The 20,170-nt window shown below is 74.8% G+C and carries 16 protein-coding genes and 2 pseudogenes; 6 read left to right on the top strand and 12 right to left on the bottom strand.

What is annotated here, in order from left to right:
• Nucleotides 1-60 precede the first annotated feature (60 nt).
• A complete protein-coding gene (locus IW245_RS07200; RefSeq protein WP_197002407.1) occupies nucleotides 61-444 on the top strand; it encodes a VOC family protein in 384 nt (127 codons plus the stop codon).
• Here the strand turns inward: IW245_RS07200 and IW245_RS07195 are convergent.
• The 9 genes and pseudogenes from IW245_RS07195 to IW245_RS07155 all read right to left on the bottom strand — a co-directional run bounded on the left by IW245_RS07195 (nucleotide 428) and on the right by IW245_RS07155 (nucleotide 11,945).
• Complete coding sequence (locus IW245_RS07195) at nucleotides 428-1,627, bottom strand: cytochrome P450 family protein (RefSeq protein WP_233472559.1); 1,200 nt, start codon at nucleotides 1,625-1,627, stop codon at nucleotides 428-430. The genes IW245_RS07200 and IW245_RS07195 overlap by 17 nt on opposite strands.
• Before the next feature lie 400 nt (nucleotides 1,628-2,027).
• Nucleotides 2,028-2,843: pseudogene (locus IW245_RS07190) on the bottom strand (pentapeptide repeat-containing protein); the annotation flags it as partial.
• Between the two features lie 285 nt (nucleotides 2,844-3,128).
• On the bottom strand, nucleotides 3,129-3,944 hold the full coding sequence (locus tag IW245_RS07185; protein ID WP_197002406.1) for an FHA domain-containing protein: 816 nt from the start codon (nucleotides 3,942-3,944) through the stop codon (nucleotides 3,129-3,131).
• Nucleotides 3,945-3,955: 11 nt separating this feature from the next.
• Nucleotides 3,956-5,242 carry a vWA domain-containing protein gene (locus IW245_RS07180; protein ID WP_197002405.1) on the bottom strand — a complete coding sequence of 429 codons (1,287 nt, stop codon included), beginning with the start codon at nucleotides 5,240-5,242 and terminating at the stop codon, nucleotides 3,956-3,958.
• Nucleotides 5,239-6,264: a protein phosphatase 2C domain-containing protein gene (locus tag IW245_RS07175; RefSeq protein ID WP_197002404.1), complete on the bottom strand. Its 1,026-nt coding sequence runs from the start codon at nucleotides 6,262-6,264 to the stop codon at nucleotides 5,239-5,241. Before IW245_RS07175 ends, IW245_RS07180 begins: the two co-directional genes overlap by 4 nt.
• Nucleotides 6,261-8,486 carry a serine/threonine-protein kinase gene (locus IW245_RS07170; RefSeq protein ID WP_197002403.1) on the bottom strand — a complete coding sequence of 742 codons (2,226 nt, stop codon included), beginning with the start codon at nucleotides 8,484-8,486 and terminating at the stop codon, nucleotides 6,261-6,263. The genes IW245_RS07175 and IW245_RS07170 overlap by 4 nt, the downstream gene beginning before the upstream one ends.
• Entirely contained in the window at nucleotides 8,483-9,697 is a 1,215-nt protein-coding gene (locus tag IW245_RS07165) for a hypothetical protein (RefSeq protein ID WP_197002402.1), read from the bottom strand. Before IW245_RS07165 ends, IW245_RS07170 begins: the two co-directional genes overlap by 4 nt.
• Nucleotides 9,694-10,674, bottom strand: coding sequence for a glutamate ABC transporter substrate-binding protein (locus IW245_RS07160; RefSeq protein ID WP_231398691.1), 981 nt, complete (start codon nucleotides 10,672-10,674; stop codon nucleotides 9,694-9,696). The genes IW245_RS07165 and IW245_RS07160 overlap by 4 nt, the downstream gene beginning before the upstream one ends.
• The gene (locus IW245_RS07155) at nucleotides 10,671-11,945 is read right to left on the bottom strand and encodes a GlnX family signal transduction membrane protein (RefSeq protein WP_197002401.1); all 1,275 of its coding nucleotides are present in this window, start codon (nucleotides 11,943-11,945) and stop codon (nucleotides 10,671-10,673) included. Before IW245_RS07155 ends, IW245_RS07160 begins: the two co-directional genes overlap by 4 nt.
• A gap of 143 nt (nucleotides 11,946-12,088) precedes the next feature.
• Here IW245_RS07155 and IW245_RS07150 point away from each other — a divergent pair.
• Together IW245_RS07150 and ybaK are read left to right on the top strand one after the other, a co-directional pair.
• A pseudogene (locus IW245_RS07150) lies at nucleotides 12,089-12,530 on the top strand (nitroreductase/quinone reductase family protein).
• 23 nt (nucleotides 12,531-12,553) lie between these two features.
• Nucleotides 12,554-13,033: a Cys-tRNA(Pro) deacylase gene (ybaK, locus tag IW245_RS07145; protein ID WP_197002400.1), complete on the top strand. Its 480-nt coding sequence runs from the start codon at nucleotides 12,554-12,556 to the stop codon at nucleotides 13,031-13,033.
• Between the two features lie 68 nt (nucleotides 13,034-13,101).
• Here the strand turns inward: ybaK and IW245_RS07140 are convergent, their stop codons facing one another.
• Both IW245_RS07140 and IW245_RS42600 read right to left on the bottom strand, forming a co-directional pair.
• Entirely contained in the window at nucleotides 13,102-15,444 is a 2,343-nt protein-coding gene (locus IW245_RS07140) for a sensor histidine kinase (RefSeq protein WP_197002399.1), read from the bottom strand.
• 212 nt (nucleotides 15,445-15,656) lie between these two features.
• Nucleotides 15,657-15,959, bottom strand: a complete 303-nt coding sequence (locus tag IW245_RS42600; protein ID WP_372445304.1) for a hypothetical protein — start codon at nucleotides 15,957-15,959, stop codon at nucleotides 15,657-15,659.
• A gap of 219 nt (nucleotides 15,960-16,178) precedes the next feature.
• Between IW245_RS42600 and IW245_RS07135 the strand changes: the two genes are divergently transcribed.
• Complete coding sequence (locus IW245_RS07135) at nucleotides 16,179-17,546, top strand: hypothetical protein (protein ID WP_197002398.1); 1,368 nt, start codon at nucleotides 16,179-16,181, stop codon at nucleotides 17,544-17,546.
• Nucleotides 17,547-17,644: 98 nt separating this feature from the next.
• On the opposite strand, the gene IW245_RS07130 is transcribed toward IW245_RS07135, so the two are convergent.
• On the bottom strand, nucleotides 17,645-18,271 hold the full coding sequence (locus tag IW245_RS07130; protein ID WP_197002397.1) for a TetR/AcrR family transcriptional regulator: 627 nt from the start codon (nucleotides 18,269-18,271) through the stop codon (nucleotides 17,645-17,647).
• Nucleotides 18,272-18,345: 74 nt separating this feature from the next.
• On the opposite strand from IW245_RS07130, the gene IW245_RS07125 reads away from it, so the two are divergent.
• Both IW245_RS07125 and IW245_RS07120 read left to right on the top strand, forming a co-directional pair.
• Nucleotides 18,346-19,266: an NADP-dependent oxidoreductase gene (locus tag IW245_RS07125; protein WP_197002396.1), complete on the top strand. Its 921-nt coding sequence runs from the start codon at nucleotides 18,346-18,348 to the stop codon at nucleotides 19,264-19,266.
• Between the two features lies 1 nt (nucleotide 19,267).
• Nucleotides 19,268-20,140, top strand: a complete 873-nt coding sequence (locus tag IW245_RS07120; RefSeq protein ID WP_197002395.1) for an NmrA family NAD(P)-binding protein — start codon at nucleotides 19,268-19,270, stop codon at nucleotides 20,138-20,140.
• Nucleotides 20,141-20,170: the final 30 nt, after the last annotated feature.

Here is a 20,170-nt window from a genome sequence, read left to right as displayed (position 1 = left end):
TGGCGGGCGGCCGGGTGCGATCGGCCGCGGCGCGGGCGTCCGGCGCGTAGCGTCGGGTCCATGGACGTCGCCGCCGTCACCCACATCCTCGTCGTCACCGATCCGGCCCGGTCCGCCGACTGGTGGACGACCACCCTGGGCGCCACGGTGTTCCGCGGCTACGGGTCCAGCGTGGTCCTCGACCTGCGCGGCACCTGGCTGCTCCTCGTCACCGGCGGCGGCCCCACCGCGGACAAGCCCGGGGTGACCTTCGCGCCGCCGGCCGAGCCCGACCGGGTCGGCCACGCGCTGACACTGCGCGTGACCGACTGCCGGGCCGCGTACGAGGAGCTGCGGGGCAAGGGAGTCGAGTTCCTCACCCCGCCCCACGACTGGGGCGCGGAGATCCGCTGCTTCCTCCGCGACCCCGACGGGCACCTGGTCGAACTCAGCGAAGCCCGGTGACCGGCAGGGCGGTCAGCCCGCGCATCAGGACCCCCGGCCGCCACAGCACCTCGGCCGGGTCGACAGCCAGGCGCAGGTCGCCGAACCTGTCCAGCAGCGAACCGAGCGCGATCCGGGCCTCCAGCCGGGCCAGGGGCGCCCCCAGGCAGTAGTGGATGCCGTGCCCGAACGCCAGGTGCGCGTTGTCCCGGCGCGCCGGGTCGAACTGGTCGGGGTCGGCGAATCTGCGGTCGTCCCGGTTGCCGGACAGCAGCCCGATCAGCACCGCGGCCCCGGCCGGGATGGTGGTGCCACCCAGCTCGACGTCCTCGACGGCCACCCGGAACGTCGCGGTCTCCACCGGGCTCTCGAACCGCAGGAACTCCTCGATCGCGCCCGGCAGCAGCTCCGGGTCGGCCCGCAGCTCCGCCCACCGCTCCCGCTGCGACAGCAGCACGTAGGCGGCGTTGCCGATCAGGTTGACGGTCGTCTCGTGCCCGGCAATGAGCAGCAGGAACACCGTGGACGTCAGCTCGTTCTCCGTGAGCGCGTCGCCCTCCTCGCTCACCGCGATCAGCGCCGAGACCAGGTCGTCGGCCGGCTCGACCCGCTTGCGGGCCAGCATCGCGCGCAGGTACTCCAGCATCGACGCGAACGCCCACGGCAGCCGCTCGCCGGCCGAGACGCCGCTGACGATCGTGTCCGACCACTCGCGGAACGACTCCCGGTCCTCCGCCGGCACCCCGAGCAGCTCGCAGATCACCTGGATGGGCAGCGGGAACGCGAACGCGTCGATCAGGTCCAGCTCGTCGCGGCCGGCCATCGCGTCGAGCAGCCCGTCCGTGATCTCCTGCACCCGGGGCCGCAGCAGCTCGACCCGGCGGTTCGTGAACGCCGCCGACACCAGGCGGCGCAGCCGGGTGTGGTCCGGCGGGTCGGCGGTGAGCATGTGCTTGCTCATCGCCTCCACCACCGACGGATCGATCAGGGTGTTCGGCCCGGTCGGGGCGAGGACGCCACTCTTGCACAGCCGCGGGTCTGCCAGGGCCCGGCGGGCGTCCTCGTAGCGGGTGACCAGCCAGGCCTGGTTCCCACCCGGGAGCGTCACCAGGCGCACGGGCTCGTCGGTGCGCAGCCTCGCGTACACCGGGTGCGGGTCGGACTGGAAAGCGGGCGTGAACAGATCGGCATTGGCAGTCGTCACGGACAACTCCTCCCCTATGTTGATCTATCAAATGGTACCCGGACATCGGTCCTTGATGGATAGTGCCGAATGGCGTGCTTCGCAGGGCCAACGCGACGGGTACCGGCGGTCACGCCGACGACGCGCACCGGTCGCCGGGCGGCACGTCCCCGACGCCGAGAAGGGCGCGCCGCCGGGTCGGGCGGGTGCTCGAGGGCCCGGCTCGTCGAGGTGCCGCGCCGGTGCGTCAGCGGCGGGGGTGCTTCGGGCGGGTCGGCTGGTCGGTGGAGGTGGTCCCGGCACCCGCACCCGTGCGGGTGGTGCGGCCACTCCGGGCGGCGGAGGTGTCCCGCGTCGCGGTGGTGTCCCGCCTGGCGCGGGCGTCCCGGGTGACGGAGGCGTCCCGGGTGGCCGCGGTGCCCCGGGAGGCGGGGGTTCGGGTCCGGGGCCAGTGGGGCGGCCTGGTCAGTGCCGCCGGGAGTGTCGTGGACAGGTCGCCCCGGGCCGCGTTCACCTGGAACTGGGTCAGGAAGACGCTCGCTGACAGGTCCGCGCCGCGCAGGTCGGCGCCCCGGAGGTCCGCGCCGATCAGGTCGGCGTTCCTCAGGTCCGCGCCGCGCAGGTCCGCGCCGATCAGGAGCGAGCCGCGCAGGTGGGCGCCGCGCAGGTCCGTGGTGCGCAGGTCCGCGCCGACCAGGTCCGCGCCCCGGCGGTCGAGTCGACGGCCCGGGATCTTGGCTCGGACCAGTTCGCTCACCCGGAGCAGGAGGACGTTGACCTCCTGGCGGTGCCGGTCGACGTCGACCTCGACCAGGGACCCGGCGTCGCCACGGGTGAGCAGTTCCGTGCGGGCGAGAGCCCGGCGGAGGTCGGCGTGCACGGGGCTGGCCGCGGCCAGGGTCAGGGACTCGGTGAGGTACCACAGGAGTTCGTGCAGGTGGCGCATCACCGTGAAGGCGGCGAACATCTCCGCGCGGGTGTCCGGATGTGCCCGCCAGTCCCGGCCGCCGAAGGTGACCTGGGCGATGTGCTGGCCGGCGCCGAAGCAGTCGTACACGGTGCAGCCCGGGAAGCCCCGGTCGCGCAGGGTGGTGTGGATGCCGCACCGGAAGTCCTGCTGGAGGTTCGGGCAGGGCTGGCCGGCGCGCTTGTCGATGGCGAAGTCCGCGGAGGCGGCGAAAGCCGGTACGACGCAGCACAGCCCGAAACAGTTCGCGCAGTCGGCCCGCAGGCTCAGGAGCTGGCGGCCGGCGGGGTCGGGGTGCGTGGGCTGGGCTGTCTCGGACACCGGCCGGATTCTACCGACGCGTCCGGGCGGCCCGGCGGCGTGTACCGGGGGCGCGGTTCGTGGCGCGGACGCCAGGTCGCGGCGGGGGGAGGTGGCCCGTGGTTCCGGGAGCTGTTCGGACCGCTGCGAGGACGGGCGTGGCCCGCCCGGGGCACCGGATCGCCCCTCCTGGCTTCGGCCGATGCGCGGCGGGGGCCGGGCCTCCGTAAAATGTGATGTCTGGGTGGTTGTGATCTAGGAAGCGGTGTGGATCGTGATCGTGGTCCAGGCGCCGACGTGGATCCGGTCGCCGTCGGCCAGCCGGACCGGGGAGTTCTCCGGCACCGGGTCCTCCGCGCCGTTGAGCCGAGTGCCGTTCGTCGAGCCCGGGTCGACCAGTTCCCAGCCGTCGCCGGAGGCCACCAGCAGGGCGTGCACGTGCGACACCCCGGTGTCCTCCGGGGGGCCGGTCAGGTCGATGTCGGGCACGATGCCCCGGGAGCGCGACCGGCGGCCGATCAGGAGCTGGCCGCCGGTGAGGGCGAAGCGCCGCTCGGGGCAGTACGCGGGAAACGGCACGGCCTCGGACTCGTCGTCGGCGCGGTCGGCCACGGCCCGGTGGTAGTCGCGGTCGGCGACGACGGTCACGCTCCAGCCGCCGGTGGGCTGTCCGGGGGGCGTGGACGGCAGCTCGGCTGTCGGCGGAACGCGGGGCGGGACGGCCGCTGAGGTGAAGTCGAAGCCGCACTCCTCGCAGAACCGGCCGGTCCGGGGCGCGTCGCAGGCGGGGCAGGTCGGGGAGGTGCCGCCGGTCGGGGCGGTTCCCGGCCCCGCGCCGGCGGTGGCGTGCCCGGCGCCGACCGGGGATCCACTCGCGGCTCCGGTGCCGGGGTCGGCTCCGGTCCCGGACACGGTCCCGGCCGCAGACGTGGCCGGCGGTGCGGGGGCAGCCGCGGCACCCGACGGGTCGGAGGCCGGCGCGGTGGTCTGCTGCACGCCCCCGATCAGCGCGCCGCACACGTCGCAGTAGTCGGCGTCGGCGGACTCGTGGCCGTTCGGGCAGGTCGCCATCGTGGCCCCCGTCACTTCTTGGTGGTGCGCACGGTGCGGGTCGACCCGACGTCCAGGGTCATCTCGTCCTCGGCGCTGACCTTCGGCTTCAGTTTGACCGTGCCGGTGTCGGCGTCGAGGACGTCCACGACCTTCTTCAGGAGCTTCGAGGTGGCCTCGTTGCCGGTCTCGGCGGCCAGCTTCACGGCCTTGCCCAGCTTCGACGTCGCCGTGTCGGTGTCGCCGGCCCGGCGGGCCTCCAGGCCCTCCTGGATCGCGTCGGCGAGTTCCGCCTGGCCGGTGTAGTGCGCCACCGACGGGTGCAGCCGGGTGGACAGCACGATGTCGTCGGTCCACACCGCCCGGACCAGGCCCTGGCCGAGGATCCGTTCCGTGCCGTCGGGGGACACCTCCACGAGGCGCAGCCGGCCGGCGAGGATCTCCTCCCCCACGCCGCCCGGGTTGATCTGGACGCAGACGTGGTAGTCGCGGCGCTCCGAGCCCCACGAGCCGGTCGGGTAGTCGCCGATCTGCGCGCCGACGTCGATCCGGCTGCCGGTCAGGTCCCGGACCTCGGGGGCGACGAGCTTGACGAACTTGACGGTCGCGCCCTGCGGCGTCCACAGCCGCAGCCGGATGTCGCCGTGCGCCTTGCCCATCGCGTGCGTCATCAGCGCCCGGAAGTCGGCCTCCAGGTTCGCCGGGTCCGCGACGATATCGAACGAGCCGAGCAGCGCCGTCGTGATCTTCCGCAACTCCTCGACGACCCAGTTCGTGCCGATGCCCCGGGCGTCGCACACGAACACGCCGCCGCAGATGTCCAGGGCGCGTTGCAGGTCTGTGGGCGACTCGCTCTCGTTCTTGCCGTCGGTGAGGAGGATGACGTGCCGGATCGCGTCGGTGTGCGGGGCGAACAGATCGCGGGCCAGGGTGAGCCAGGTGCCGATCGCCGTGCCGCCGCCGGGCTTGACGGCCCGGACCGCGATCTTGGCCTCCTCCCGGGTGGTGGCGTTCGCCGGGACCAGGCCGCGCGAGCGCGGGTAGACGACCTGCGCGGACGAGGATCCGGCGATCACGGCGAACAGGGTGCCGTCGCGCAGGCAGTCGATCGCCGCGACGGTGGCCTCCCGCGCGGCCTTGATCTTCGTCGGCGGGTACTCCATCGAGCCCGACCGGTCGATCACGATGATCTCGGCGGCCTGGGGAGCCACCGCCGCCTCGGCCTGGCCGGAGGAGGTGACCGTCGCGATCGCGTCGACGGTGCTCGCGCCGTCCGACAGGTACTCGTTCTGGTCCACCTCGACCTGGAACTCGGTCATGACGGGTCCTCCTCGGGGGGTGTCGGGACGGGCAGCAGCACCACGGTGATGTTGTCGTGCCCGCCGGCGTCCAGCGCGTACCGGACGAGGGCCCGGGCGCGGTCGACGGCCGGGCCGGTCAGGTCCGCGTACCGGGCGGCGAGGTCGGGGGCCGACGGCAGGTAGTTCCACAGGCCGTCGCTGCACAGCAGGAGCACGCCCGGCACGTCGGGCCGCCGGGTCACGACGTGCGGGTCGGCCGGGCCGGCGTCCGCGCCCAGCCAGCGGGTGATGGCGTGCGCGCGGCGGTCGGCGTTGGCCTGCTCGGGGGTGAGCAGGCCGTGCGCGACCATCTCCACCGCCCAGGAGTCGTCCTCGGTGAGGAGTTCGGCGTCGCCGGTGCCGGGCAGCCAGTACGCCCGGCTGTCGCCGATCCAGCCGACCGTGAAGGAGCCGCCGCGGACGAGGGCCGACACGTAGGTGCAGGCGGGGGCCGCCGTGGGGGTGCCGAGGGCTGCGACGGCCGCCGCCGCTGCCCGGGCGGCCTCCCGGGTGGCGGCATCGGCGGGCCCGGTCAGGGCATCAGCGCCCGGTGCGGGCGCGGGTCCAGGCGGTCCGGGCTCGATGTCGGGCCGCCGAGGCGCGGGCACCGTCTCGGGCGGCCCCGACGCCAGGATCGCCACCGCCGTGTCGCACGCCAACCGGGAGGCCTCGTGCGGGCGCGGCGACACCGACACCCCGTCGCACACCACCGCCGCCACCCCGTCGCCGGTGCGGCGGACCGCCATCGCGTCCTCGTTGCGGTGGTGGCGCAGCCCCCGGTCGGTCACCCCGGCGACCGCGCCCAGGTCCAGCTCCTCGTGGTCGCCGGGGCCGGGCTGGCGCGCGCCGCACGCCGTGCAGTACCCGTCCTCGTCGACGGTGCCGACGGCGCACCGCACGCACGCCGGGGCGGGCTTCAGCGACCGGCCGCACGCCTCGCAGAAGCCGTCGGCGGCCCCGACGGGTTCCGCGCAGCCCGGACAACTCACCACGGCGGTCACACCCACGTCCTGGGCCGCACCACGTTGGCCTGGTCGACGAGGTTCACCCGGGTAGCCGCGTCGGGGGCGAGCCGGGCCAGGGTGCGGTACGCGGCCTCCAGGCCGGTGCGCAGGTCCCGCTCGGTGAGGCCTGTGCCGAGGAGCCGGGCGCCCGGGGGCTCCCCGCCGGGACGGCCGGCGTCGTGCCAGGCCAGGGCCGCCGACAGCAGGTCCAGGACGATCCAGCCGCGCCGCTCAGCGTCGACCGTGAGGGCGTCCAGGCGCGCGCCGGCCGCGAGGAGTTCCGCGGCGGACAGGTCGCCGGGGGCCCGACCGTTCACGTGGGCGGTGATCGCGGCGAGCTGGGCGGTGAGGTGGTGGCTGGAGGTGTGCGGGACGGCGTCGAGGGCGTCGCGGGCCGCGGTGTGCCGGCCGGCGGCCACCCGGACCCGGGCCAGGCCGAACGCCGCGCCGACGTAGCCGCGGTCGGTGCGCCAGACCAGTTCGTAGTACCGGTCGGCGGTGGCCAGGTCCGCGGCGCACTCGGCGGTCGCGGCGAGCGCGAGTTTGGGGGCCGCCTCGCCGGGCAGCGCGTCGTACACGGCGTCGAACAGGGCCGTGGCCCCGGTCGTGTCGCCGGCGGACAGCGCTGCGATCCCCTTGAACCAGCCGACCCGCCAGTCGAGCGCCTCGTCGGCGGGCACCTGGGCCAGCTCGGCGGACGCGGCGGGCACGTCGCCGGCCGCGAGGTGCGCCCGGACCCGGCGCAGGGTCACCTCGAGAGTGGTCCGCGGGGCCGCGGCCAGCAGGGCGAGCAGCTCGGCCGGGTCGGTGACGGTGATGCTGGCCAGGAAGCCCGCGGCCGGGTCGGTGAGGTCGACCAGGGGCACGGGCAGGCACGCCGCGGCCTCCGCCGGGTCCGGGTCGGCCGGCGCGACCCGCTGTTCCGGACCGAACAGGGTCGACGGGGCCGGGCGGGGCTGGCCGTCGCGGCTGGCGAGGAGCTCGCGGAGTACCCCCGTGAGTTGTTCCGCCATGTCGGCGGCCGAGGCGAACCGCAGGTCCGGGGTCAGGTGGGTCGCCCGGCGCAGGAAGCGGTGGAAGGACTCGGCGTCGGCGAGCTCTGGGGTCGCCGACACCGGGGGCAGCGCGTCGGAGCGGGTGGTGGCGTAGCCCTGGAAGTTCAGGCTCAGCACGGCCAGGGTGCGGCCCACCGTGTAGAGGTCCGAGCTGACCGACGGCCCCTCGTCGGCGATCTCCGGCGCCTGGTAGCCGACCGTGCCGTAGATGGCGCTGTCCAGGTCGTCGATCCGGCGCACCCCGCCCAGGTCGATGAGTTTGAGCTGCTCCTCGGTCTGGATCACGTTGTCCGGCTTGAAGTCGCAGAACAGCAGGCCCCGCTGGTGCAGGTAGCCCAGCGCCGGCAGGATCTCCAGCATGTACGCGATCGCGCGCTCCGCCGGCAGCGGCCCCTGGTGCCCGCCGGCCGCCCGCTCGTCGAGGAGGATGTCGCGCAGCGACCGGCCGCCGACGTACTCCATCACCGTGTAGCCGACGTTCTCCCCCGACGTCGCGTCCACGTGCTGCACGAAGTTGTAGATCTTCACGATGTTGGGGTGGTCGACCTCGGCGAGGAACCGGCGCTCGGCCACCGCCGCGGCCATCGCGTCAGCGTCACCGGAGTCGAGCAGGCCCTTGAGCACCCGCCACGCGTCGCTGACGTTGCGGTCTTTGGCCAGGTAGATCCAGCCCAGGCCGCCGTGCGCGATCGGGCCGAGCACCTCGTACTGGCCACCGAGCAGCTCGCCGCGGCGCAGCTTCGGCGTGAAGGAGTAGGCGTGGCCGCACGCCTTGCAGAAGCCCTCGGTGCGCCCCGGCCGGTCGCCGGACGCCCGGCCCACGGGCTCCGAGCAGCGGCTGCAGAACCGCTTGCGCTCGGGCACCTCCGCGGTGTCGAGCACGGCGGTGGCCGGGTCGCGGTACGGCACCGGGGCGATGTCGATCAGGCCGGCGCCCAGGGTGCCCCGGCCGACCGTGCGGCCGGAGGTGCGGCCGGAGCCCGGCCTGCGGGAGCCGCGCGCGGAACTGAGCCCGATCGTGGCGGGGCCGCTCGACGGGGACGTGGCCACCGAGGCCGAGGAGCCGGTCGCGCCGGCCGGGGCCGTGCCGTAGGCGTGCCCCGCGACGTCGCAGTAGCCGTCCTCCACCGTGCCGCCGCAGCCGGGCCGGTCGCAGATCGTCATCGGGTGCCTCCGTAGTCTCGGGCGAGGACCGCCCGCTGGTACCGGGTGACCGCCGCCGCCGCGGCCTCCAGGTCGCAGGGCGCCGTCCACAGCAGCAGCCGGGCCTCCTCGTGCCGGCCGGCGAGCTCGGCGTCCTCGGCGAGGCCGAGCCGGTGCGCCTTCGCCCGGTACGCCGCGAGCCGGCCGCGCAGCTCCGTACGCCGGTCCAGCAGCCCGGTCAGCTCGGCGCGCCGGGCGGCGACCGCGCCCCCGGCCGCACGCATCGCCTCGGTGACCCGTTCGGCCTCCTCGGCCAGCAGCGCCCACCGGCCGCGCTGCCCGAGCACCCGCAGCGCCTCGAGCCGGGTCCGCAGCGGACCGGTCACCGTCGGCGGCGCCGGCACCGGCGGGGCGCTGATCTTCTCCACCACGGTCGCGTGCACGGCCGCGGCTTCGTCCTCCCCGGCGGCCAGCTCGGCCATGCCGGTCTCCAGCCGGACGATCAGGGACTCCAGCTCGTCGCGGCTGCGCGCGGCGCGCTCCAGGCCGGCGTGCGTCGACGTGATCCGGTCGGCCAGCCGGTCCAGCGTCGAACGGTCCGGCCCCTCCGGGGTGACGAACGCCAGCGGGTCGGACTGCACCCCGGTGCGTAGCGCCTCCAGGTCCCGGTCCAGCCCCGGGTCCACGGCGGAACCCAGGTCGCCGGCCAGCCGGTGGGTGGACGCCAACCGGTCGCCGAGGGCCGCGAGTTCCGGGTTCAGGGCCGTCCACACGGCGTCCACCGCCGCGACCAGGCCGGACGCCGTCGCGAACGCCTGTTCCATCCGGGCCACGGCCTCGGCCAGGCTGAGTTCCTCGACCACGGCCGTGGGGCCGGCGAGGCTGCGCTGGCCGAGGGGCACGTCCGGGCCGACCAGCCACACCGAGCGGCCCAGCAGCAGGGTGGTCAGCTCGGCGAGGTCCTCGGCGTTCGGTCTGGCCCGGCGGGCCCGGACGTCGCGGGCGTGGTGCAGGACGGCCTGGTACGCCTCGTACAGCTTCCACAGCTGCTCGATGCCGGCCCGGGCCACGGCCCAGCGGCGCGCGGTCTGGCCGGTCAGGACGCCGACGTCGAGCAGCCGGCGGGCCGGGTGCGCGTCGAGTTCGACCAGGGTGGCCGAGATCCGGTCGTGTTCGGCGGCCAACCGGCCGAGCGCCTCGTCGGCCCGGTCGGCGGGGAACGGTCGGGTCACGGCAGGTACTTCGCCGGGGGCGGGGCCTGCGGTCCCATCCGGGGTTCGAGCCACCGCCGGTAGCTGGCGGCCCACTCGCCGTTCGCCTTCGTCTTCTCCAGGACGGCGTTGACGAACCGCACGAGGTCGGGGTTCTCCTTGGCGATGGCCAGGCCGTAGGGCTCCTCGGTGAACGCCCGGCCGACGATCTCGGTGTTGGGGTCCTGGGCGACCATGCCGGCCAGGATGCCGCCGTCGGTGGAGATGGCGTCCACCTGGCCCTGCTGGAGCATCACGAGGCAGTCGGTCCAGTTGTCCACCCCGACGGTGACGGGCTTGGCCGGCAGCTTCTGGAACTCGGCGATCGACGTCGTGCCCTTGGACGCGCAGGCGCGTTTGCCACCGAGGTCGTCGGGGCCCTTGATGCCGGAGCCCTTGAGGACCATGACCTTCTGGCCGTCCTCGTAGTACACCGTGGAGAAGGTGACCTCCTGGAGCCGGCCGCAGGTGATCGTCATCGTGTCGGCGACGATGTCCACCTCGCCGGACTTCACGACCGGGATCCGCTGGGCCTGGGTGATCACCTTGTAGGTGATGGCGTCCGGGTCGCCGAGGATGGCGCTCGCGACCGCGCGGAGCATCTCGATGTCGAAGCCCTCGAGCTGCCCGGTGGCCGGGTTGCGGTAGCCGAACAGGAAGGCGTTCTGGTCGACGCCGACGACGAGCCGGCCCCGGTCCTGGATCCTCCGCATCGTCGAACCGGCCGGCATGGCCCCGGGCGCGGGCAGCGCGCCGTCGGGGCGCAGGCTGGCCCGGGGGTCGCACTGCGGCACGGCGCCGGGCGCGACCGGACTCGGCACGGCTCCGGGCCCTTCCACCACGCCGACGGGGCGGGGCCGCGCCGGGGAGGGCTGCGGGGTGGCCGGTGGCACGGACACCGAGCAGCCGGCGAGCAGCGCCCCGGCGAGCAGGACCACGAGCGGAAAACCCTTGTTCATCGGTACTCCTTGACCCGCTGGCCGACGCCCCACGCCGCCGCGGCCGCGCCGAGCGCGCACAGCAGCCCGAAGCCGACGCCCACCCCGGCGACGGAACCGCGCGCCCTGGCCGCCTCGGTGGCGAACGTGGCCTGGCTGCGTTCGATCGCCGCGCCCAGCCGGGCGTCGAGGACGGTGAACGCCGAGGCCGCCGACGTCGGGGCCGACCCGATGGCGGTCTGCACGGCGTCCGGGTAGTTGCCGGCCTTGTCGAGCTCGCGGACCTTGGCGTGCGCGCCGAGCCAGCTGTTGAACGCGGTCCGCGCCTCGCCGACCAGACCGGACACCGGCAGGTGCCGGGTCAGCTCCGCGGTGCGGTCGAACCCGCCCCGGCCGCCGATGAAGGCGACCTGCCGGGCGAAGTCCGCCTCGTAGGAGTCGCCGGTGCCCCGGGCCACCAGGGTCAGGCTCTCGTCCGCGCGGGCCTGCAACGCCGCGAGTCTGATCGCGGACAGCGCCAGCACCGGGTCGGAGCCCTCGGACCGGGCGGTGGACAGGTGCACGGCCTCGGCGCCGAGGCCGATCACCGCCCAGCCGAAGGCGAGCGCCACGGCGAGGGTGGCGGCGACCAGGCCCTGGTTGAACACGCGGCGGGTCCTGCGGGCCAGGTCACGTTGGCCCAGGTAGAGACCCGCGCCGACGAGGACGAGCACGATCACGAGCCACCACGGGAAGCCGGTGGCCCGGTCCCCGTCGGCGGCGGCGCTGGCGTTCTGGGCCGTGTAGCCCCGGTTCACGGCGGGGAGCATGCTGTTCTGCATCAGCCCGGAGGCCTCCCGCAGGTACGCCGCTCCGACGGGCTGGCCCTGCCGGTTGTTCGTCCGCGCGGTCTCCACCAGTCCGGTGTAGACGGGGATGTCGCGGGCGACCTGGGCGAATCCGGCGGCGTCCGCCCCGCCCACGGCTGTGGCGTCGCTCAGGCTGGCCATCGCGCGGGCGATATCGGCGTCATACCGTTCGCGCAGCAGCGCGGGCTCGATCCCGCCGGCCAGGAATCCGCTGGCGGCGGTGGCGTCGGCGTCGGCCAGCGAGCGGTACAACTCCTGGGCGTCCAGCGACAGCGGCTCGCTGCGGGTGGCCAGGTCACGGGCCGCCGTGGCGCGGTTGTCGAGCGTGATCCCGCCGACCAGGCCGAGGAGGAGCAGCCCGGCGACCGCGAGTGCCCCGAGGGACCGCAGCCGGGAAGGGCTGTGCGCGGCGACGGCGCGGGCCCGATCGAGCACAGTGGGCATGCACCATCCTCCTTGGTCGACCAGGAGGGCACGCCAGCATCGCCCTTCCCCGTGTCAGGCAGTGTCCCCGAACACATGATCGGGGTCAATACCCGTGCCGACTACCCGACGGGTGCGGTGCCGGGAGTCCGTATCGTCGGGGCATGACCGATGACATTCTGGACAGTCCCACCGAATGGGTGGCCCAGCACATCCGCCGCTACGTCGACACCGACGGCCGGGACGGCGGCCGGCTGCACGGCAACGACATCCTGCTGCTCGTCACCCGGGGCCGGCGCACCGGCCGGCTCCGGCGGACCGCGCTCATCTACGGCCGCGACGGCGACAGCGTCGTCCTGGTCGCCTCCAACGGCGGGGCCCCACGGCACCCGGCCTGGTATCTCAACCTGGCCGCCGAACCCGCCGTCGAGGTGCAGATCGGGGCGGAGCGGTACGCGGGAGCGGCGCGCGGGAGCGGCGCGCGCGGCGTCCGGGCCGGAGAAGGAGCGCCTGTGGCGGGCGATGGCGGAGCGGTTCCCCCGCTACGACGCGTACCAGGAGGTGGCCGGGCGCGACATCCCGCTGGTGGTGGTCGAGAGGGTCTGACGGGCGTACGGAAGAATCAGGGTGTGGCCGGCAGAGGAACACCCGCGACCGCCCTGCTCGCGCGGCGGAAACTGACCCATGTGGTGCACGAGTACCCGCACGACCCGGGGGCGGCGTCGTTCGGCGCGGAGGCCGTCGAGGCGTTGGGCGTCGAGGCCGGGCGGGTGTTCAAGACTCTCGTGACCGACGTGGACGGCACGCTGACCGTCGCCGTCGTGCCGGTCGCCGGCAGCCTGGACCTCAAGGGGCTCGCGGCGGCCGTCGGGGGCAAGCGGGCCGCGATGGCCGACCCGGTGCTCGCCGAACGGACCACCGGGTACGTGCGCGGCGGGATCAGCCCGCTCGGCCAGCGCAAACGGCTGCCGACGGTCGTGGACAGCTCGGCGGCGGACTTCGCCACGGTGTACGTGTCGGCCGGCCGGCGGGGCCTGGAGATCGAGCTCTCCCCCGCCGACCTGGTCGAACTCACCGGCGCGGTGCTGGCCCCGATCGCCGCCGCCTAGGCCGGGGCCCGGCAGCGGACAGGCACCGGGTCCGCGGCCGGTCGGGCCGGGCGACGGCCGCGGCTGGCTCAGGCCGGGGCCGGGTACCAGGCGTCGATGTCGCACCCCGACTCCGCGGCCTTCACGGTCAACCGGCCGCCCGTGGCGTCGACCCGTTCGGCGAACTCCGCCACGTGCGCCGCCAGGGCCGGCGCGCCCAGGATGTGCACCCGCAGGTGCCGGCTGCCATACACCACGGTCGCCTCGGCGCGGGCGGCGTATTCCGTCGGGGTCAACGCCGCCTCGACCAGCCGGTACGCCGACACGTCGACCTCCACCGGCAGCCGGCGCGGCTCGCCCTCGACCGCCAGCTGCACCCCGCGCCGGGCGCACAGGCCGGGCAGCGCCGCGGCCGTGGGCGCCGGGCTGCCGTCGACGCCCTCGGGGCCGGACCGCAGCACGCCGAGGAGTTCGCGCATCGCGCCGAGGGCCGCGCGGGCCTCGGCGACCACCTCGGACAGGGCCGCCGGCTCGCCGGTGCCGGCGCGTTCGACGACCCGGGTGGTGTGGGTGAACACGGAACCGCGCAGCCCGTGGGCGATCCGGTCCCGTTCCTCCCGGGCCGCCCCGACGACGGTGGCGGTGGCGGCGTCCAGGGAGGCGGTGTCGCGTCGCAGGGCGCGGCCGCGGCGGCGGCCGACGAAGTGGCCGGGCAGCCAGGCGAACAGCACGAGCACGGCCGTGGACACCAGCGCGAAGCCCAGGCAGAACGTGAGCGCCTCGAGGAGACTCCCGCCGCTCGTGTCGAGCTTGTGCCCGACGGCGCAGATCACCGCCGCGACCCCGGAGCCGGCGGCGACCGCGCTCAGCCAGGTCAGCCAGCCGCGCCGGGCGTAGGCTCCGACGGCGTAGACGACCAGGCCCTCGGACAGGGCCGCCATCAGGATCAGCCAGAATCCCCGCGGCGGCAGCGCCTCGGACAGCAGCAGGCCGAGCCACAGCCCGTCGACGGCGAGGACGGCGGCGAGGGCCAGCCACGGTTCGGTGCGTCGCCACAGCACCGGCACCCCGTGCAGGGCCAGGACCAGGGTCAGGATCACCGGGGACGCCACGCCCGGGGCCATCGGCGACGTCTCCGGCTGCCGGGCCGCCCCGTACGCGATCAGCGCCGGCCACGCGCCGGCCAGGACCGCGAGCAGCACGTCCACGACCTGGGCGTCGCCCATCCGCCGCCACCAGGCCACGTCGGCGGCCTTCGGCCGGACCCCCTCGGCGTACGGCAGCACCGCGCGGACCGTCCAGCCGCCGTCGGGACCGGGGCCGGCCTGCAGGTCGCCGCCGAGTTCGCGGGCCCGTTCGCGCATGCCGGACACGCCCCGGCCGGAGCCGAGCCCGGCCGCCGGCTGCGCGCCGCCCTGTCCGTCGTCGTCCACGGTGATCACGACGAGGCCGGGGCCGTAGCCGAGCCGGATGCGGACCGGGGCACCGCCGGCGTAGCGCAGGGCGTTGGTCAGTGCCTCCTGGACGATCCGGTGCCCGGCGGCGGCCACGTCGGCGGGCACCGCGCCGCGCTCGCCCTCGACCTCGAGGGTGACCGGGTGCCCGAGCCGGGCGAACCCGGCGGCCAGTTCGCCGACGGCCCGCAGGGTCGGCGGTTCCCCGTCGGCCCCGGGCTCCGGCTCGACGTCCATCACCTCGACCAGGCGGCGCAGGGACTCCAGGGTCTCCTGGCCGGTCGCGGCGGCGAAGGCGAGGGCCTGGGCGGCGAGTTCGGGCTGCCGGTCGGCGAGACGCTGTGCGGCCTGGGCGTGCACGACGATGCCGCTGAGGTGGTGGGCGGAGACGTCGTGCAGTTCGCGGGCGAGGCGTTGGCGCTCCTCGGCGGCGGCGTACGCGTGGTCGGCGCGGGTCGCGGCCAGCCGGGTCGCGACGGCCTCCCTGCGGGCCCGCCAGCGGCGGCGCACCCGGCCCAGGGCCCAGGCCAGAGAGTAGGACGAGGCGCTGAACAGGACGCCGATCGCACCGACCGCGCCGGACTGGACGAGCCCGAGCTGGATGACGGTCTGGGCGGCCAGCGTGGCGACGGCCGCCAGGACCGAGGCGCGGGCCGGGCGGTGCACCGCCACGGAATACAGCGCGACGAGGTCGACGAAGCCGACGACGAACAGGTGCTGTTCGGACAGTTCCGTGGAGACGGGGGCGACGATGGCGGTGGCGAGGACGAGCATGCCGAGCACGACGCCGACGGCCGGTACGGGGGCCGTGCGGCGGAAGGCCAGGGCGAGGAATGCCAGGAGGACGCAGGTGCCGGCGCCGATGGCCTGGGTGGGGTTGACCGGTCGGCCGGTCAGCCACGGGCCTATCGGCCAGACCGCGAACTGGAGGCAGCCCATCACTATGGGTAACCAAATGTCCCGGGTCGGTGGCCGCACTCACGTACGGTACCCACCGGGGGCAAATTCGGGTGTCGGAAAGTCATCTCGGTGATGATCACCACCGGGGGGTGTGACTGTGGGTGATCGCGGGGTGGGTGGGCCGGCGGCCCCGTGTGCTGCGATCGGAGCGGTCCGTTACGCCGTGCGTAGGTTTCGCCAGGCTGTGCGGCGGGTCTGTTGGCGGTCGGGGTCTGCTACCGGGGCCGCCGCTAGTAGGCGGCTGGTGTAGGCGTGTTCCGGTGCGGACAGCACTCGTGATGTGGGGCCCTGTTCGAGCAGGGTGCCCTGATGCATGACGGCCACGCGGTCTGACAGGCGTTCCACGACGGCCAGGTCGTGGCTGATGAACAGGCAGGCGAAGCGCAGGTGGGACTGGAGGTCGCCGAACAGGTCCAGGATCGTGGACTGGACGGAGACGCACCTCGCCGGAGGTCGGTCGGAGCAGGCCGGCGATCGTGCCCGCCCGCGACCGTGGTCTTGCCGGAGCCGGACTCGCCGACCAGGGCGAGCACCTCGCCGGGGGCGACGGTCAGGCTGACGTGGTCGACGGCGCGGACGCCGCCCCGGTAGACGACGGTGAGGTCGCGGATGTCGAGGACCGGGGGCGCGGCCGGCGGGGCGGTCCGGGTGGTGCCGCCGCCCAGGGAGGCGACGGCGTCCAACAGCGTTCTCGTGTACGCCCGCGACACCAGCCCCTGTCGTCCGTGGAGGGTCGGCCGTAAGGTCGTGGGATGCCAGATCCCTCCCTCACCGCGCTGTACCTCGACGAGGTCGGCCGGACCGGACTCACCCCGACAGACCTGATTCCCGCCGATCGGGTGCACCCCGTCCTGGAGGCGTTCTATCAGGACAAGTTCCTCGCCCGGCCCGTGTTCCTCGGGCACGCCGAGTACCGGCGGCTCACCGAGGACCTCGGGCGGTTGCAGGACGCGTTGGAGAGCCTGCCGGACAAACTCTTCGGCGGGGACCTCGCAGCGTTCGCCCGCGCCGTGGGCATGGTCGGCGACCAGGTGGACCTGGTGATGCGGACCCAGGCGGGGCGGCCGGTCACCCGGTTCGGCCGGGCCGACCTGTACGCGGACGCCACCGGCTTCCGGCTGATGGAGTACAACATGGGCAGCACCGTCGGCCTGATCGAGGTGAGCCTGCTCAACGACGGCATGGTCGAGCACCCGACCCTGGCCGCCTTCGCCGCCGAACACGGCCTCGGCTACGTCGACACCGTCGGGGAGTCGCTGGTCAGCATGCGGCAGGAGACCGGGCTGGCGGCCGACGAGCGGCCGACGATGGCGCTGTGCGACTGGCCGGGCGAGTACCCGGCGAACGAGGCGGCACTGAAGCTGTGCGGGGCGCTGCACGAGCAGTACAACGTGAGGACGGTGTCCGCGCACCTGGGCATGCTGGAGTACCGCGACGGCCGGGTCTGGGTCGGCGACGACCCGATCGACGTCATCTACCGGATCTTCATGCTCGAACACGCGGTGCTGCCCGGCGCGCGCGAGCTGATGACCCCGCTGCTCGACGCCGCCGACCGGGGCGAGGTGAAGATCTTCACCCCGATCGGCTGCGAGGTGTACGGCTCGAAGGCCGCCCTGGCCCTGCTGTCCGACGAGGCCCACCGGCACCTGTTCGACGCCGACACCCTCGCGACCCTCGACCGGCTGCTGCCGTGGACCCGGGTCACCCGCCCCGGCGAGGTCACCCTGGAGGACGGCACCCGGGTCGACCTGCTGCCCTACGCCCTGGAGCACCGCGAGGACCTGGTGCTCAAGCCGGTGCTGCTGCACAGCGGGCACGGGGTGATCCTCGGCGTGGACACCGATCCGGACGTGTGGGCCGAGCGGGTCGCGTCCTCGATGGACGGCGGCGCGGTCCTGCAACGCCGACTGCGCCCGGTCCCGGAGCCGGTGCTGACGGCCGACGGTGAGGTCGTCCCGTACACGATCAACTACGGGGTGTTCCGGATGCCGTCGGCGCCCGAGGGCTACGGCGGCACGGCGCTGCGGGTGGCCCCCGAGGCGAAGAACATCGGCGTGCTGTCGATCTACGCGGACCCATCGTGCCTGCTGGGTAGCGTGCTGCACGCGACGAAGGGCTAGCGCAGGCCGGCCGGGCGCGCTGCCGCCCGGCCGGCGCCAGGGATGGGCGCGGATCCGGGCCGCGGCCGGTGCCAGGGCCGGGGCGCGGACCGGGCCGGCTACGGGGCGAGCAGGGCGAGCAGCTGGTCGCGGACCCAGGTCCGGTAGTCCGGCGCCAGGGGGTCGCGCCCCGTGATCCCGGCCACGTGCTGCGGCAGCGCGATCGGTGCGAACGCCAGCACATAGGACAGCAGCATCACGAACTCCGGGTCCACCCCGTCGGTGATCTCCCCGTCGCGCTGCCGGCCGGCGACCCGCTCGACGGACCCCGCCAGCCGGGTCCGCAGCGCCTCGGCCTGTTCCTCCGAGCCGCCGGGGTCGTCGCCGAGCGCCTGCCAGAGCACCAGCCGGGACCAGTCCGGCTGGTCGCCGACCACGTCGAGGTACGCGCCGAACGACTCCGCGAACGACGCGCCCGGGGCGGACCGGGTCTCCTGCGCCGCCGCCCAGTCGCGCCGCAGCGCGTCGAGCAGGCCCTGCTTGCCGCCGAAGTGGTAGGAGATCAGCTGCTGGTTGACCCCGGCGCGGGCGGCGATGCCGGCGGTGCGGGCGCCGGAATACCCCTTCGCGCCGAACTCCTCGACGGCGGCGCGGAGGATCTTCTCCCTGGTCCGGTCGGCCGCCTTGCCGCGTTCGGCGGGCTCGACCGCTCGGCGGGCGGGGCGCGGGGTGTGCTCGGTGACCATCAGCACACCCTAGCGGCGGAGGCGATTTCAATCATGTGATTGACAAATTTCAGCCAACTGATTGAATGGGTCGCATGACACAGGCGATCGTCTTCACCGAGTACGGCGGCCCCGAGGTTCTGCGCCTCGTGGACGTCGAGCCCCCGCGGCCGGCGGCCGGGCAGGTCCTGGTCCGGGTCCGCGCCGCCGGCGTCCAACCCTTCGACAACCTCTTCCGCACCGGCGAGGCGGCCCGGTACATGCCGGCCACGTTCCCCCAGCAGGTCGGCAACGAACTCGCGGGCGTCATCGACGCCGTCGGCCCGGGCGTCACGGCCTGGGCGGTCGGCGACGAGGTGCTGGGCTGGGTGGCCCTCGCCGCATTCGCGGACCTGGCCGTCGTCGGCGAACACGACCTCGTGCGCAAGCCGGCCGCCATGCCGTGGACCGAGGCCGGCGCGCTGTCGGCGTCCGGGCAGACGGCGCACACGGCCCTCGAGGACCTGGCGGTGGCGGCCGGCGAAACGCTGCTAGTGCACGCCGCCGCCGGCGGGGTCGGGAGCATGGCCGTCCAGATCGCCCGGGCCCTGGGCGCGATCGTGATCGGCACGGCGGGCCCCCGCAACCACGACTACCTGCGCGCGCTCGGCGCGGTGCCGGTCGCGTACGGCTCCGGGCTCGTCGACCGGGTGCGTGCCCTCGCGCCGGACGGCGTGCACGCGGTCCTCGACGCGGTGGCCACGGAGGAGTCGCTGACCGTCTCCCGGGAGCTGGCCGCCGCCGATCGGATCGGCACCGTCGGCTTCAACCCGCTGTCGGAACGGCTCGGCGTCCGGCGGCTGGGTTCGCGACGCTCGGCGGAACGGCTCGCCGAGCTGACCAGGTTGTGGGAGGACGGTGCGCTGCGGGTCACCGTGCGGTCGTATCCCCTGGACCAGGCCGCCGAGGCGCACCGTGCCGTCGGCACCGGGCACGTGCGCGGCAAGGTCGTGCTCGTCGCGAACGGGGGCAACTGAGATGGCGCGGGTGCTGGTGACCGGCGCGGCCGGCCGGCAGGGCGGCGCGGTCGCCCGGCTGCTGCTGGAGCGGGGCCACGAGGTGACCGGCTACGTGCGCAGGGCGGACGCGCCGGCGGCGCTGGCGCTCGCGGCGGCCGGGGCTCGGCTGGTGGCCGGCGACCTCGCCGACGCGGAGACCCTGGCCAGGGCCGCGAAAGGGGTCGACGCGGTGTTCGGGCTGACCGTCCCGTTCGGTGACGGAGGGCTCGACGGGGAGGTCGCCCAGGGCCGGGCGCTCCTGGACGCGGCGGGCGACGCGCAGCTCGTCTACTCCTCGGTCCGGGGCGCCGACCGGGCAGCGTCCACGGTCGAGCATGTGAACAGCAAGAGCCTCATCGAGGGGTACCTGCGCGACCGTCCCGGCCCCACGACCGTCCTCGCCCCGGTGTACTTCATGGAGAACGCCCTCAACGTCTCCTTCCACCGGCTGTCCGACGGCGTCTTCGCCACCCCGCTGTCCCCCGGGACCCGGCTGGACCAGGTGACGGTCCTCGACATCGCGGCGATGGCGGCGCACGCCGTGGAGCACCCGGCGGAGATGGCCGGCCGCCGGGTGGAGTTGGCGTCCGACACCGTCACCGGCACCGAGGTGGCCGGGGTGCTCGGTAGGCTGCTCGGCCGGCAGCTGCCCTACCAGGTGATCCCGGCGGACGTGATCCGGCGGCGGGCCGGCGAGGAGATCGCGGCGATGTTCGCGGCGTTCGAGGTCAACACCGACTTCGTGGACCGGGCGGCGCTGCGGGCGGAGTACCCGGGAATCGGGTGGCACTCCTTCGGGGACTGGGCCCGGACCGTGGACTGGGAGCGGGTGCTCGCGTCAGCGGGAGCGTAGTGGCGGGCCCGGCGCCGGTGACCGCCGGGG

Source organism: Longispora fulva, assembly GCF_015751905.1.
Classification (GTDB): Bacteria; Actinomycetota; Actinomycetes; order Mycobacteriales; family Micromonosporaceae; genus Longispora; species Longispora fulva.
The sequence above is the reverse complement of the archived record's forward strand: the minus strand, read 5'-3'. Positions and strand labels throughout refer to the sequence as shown.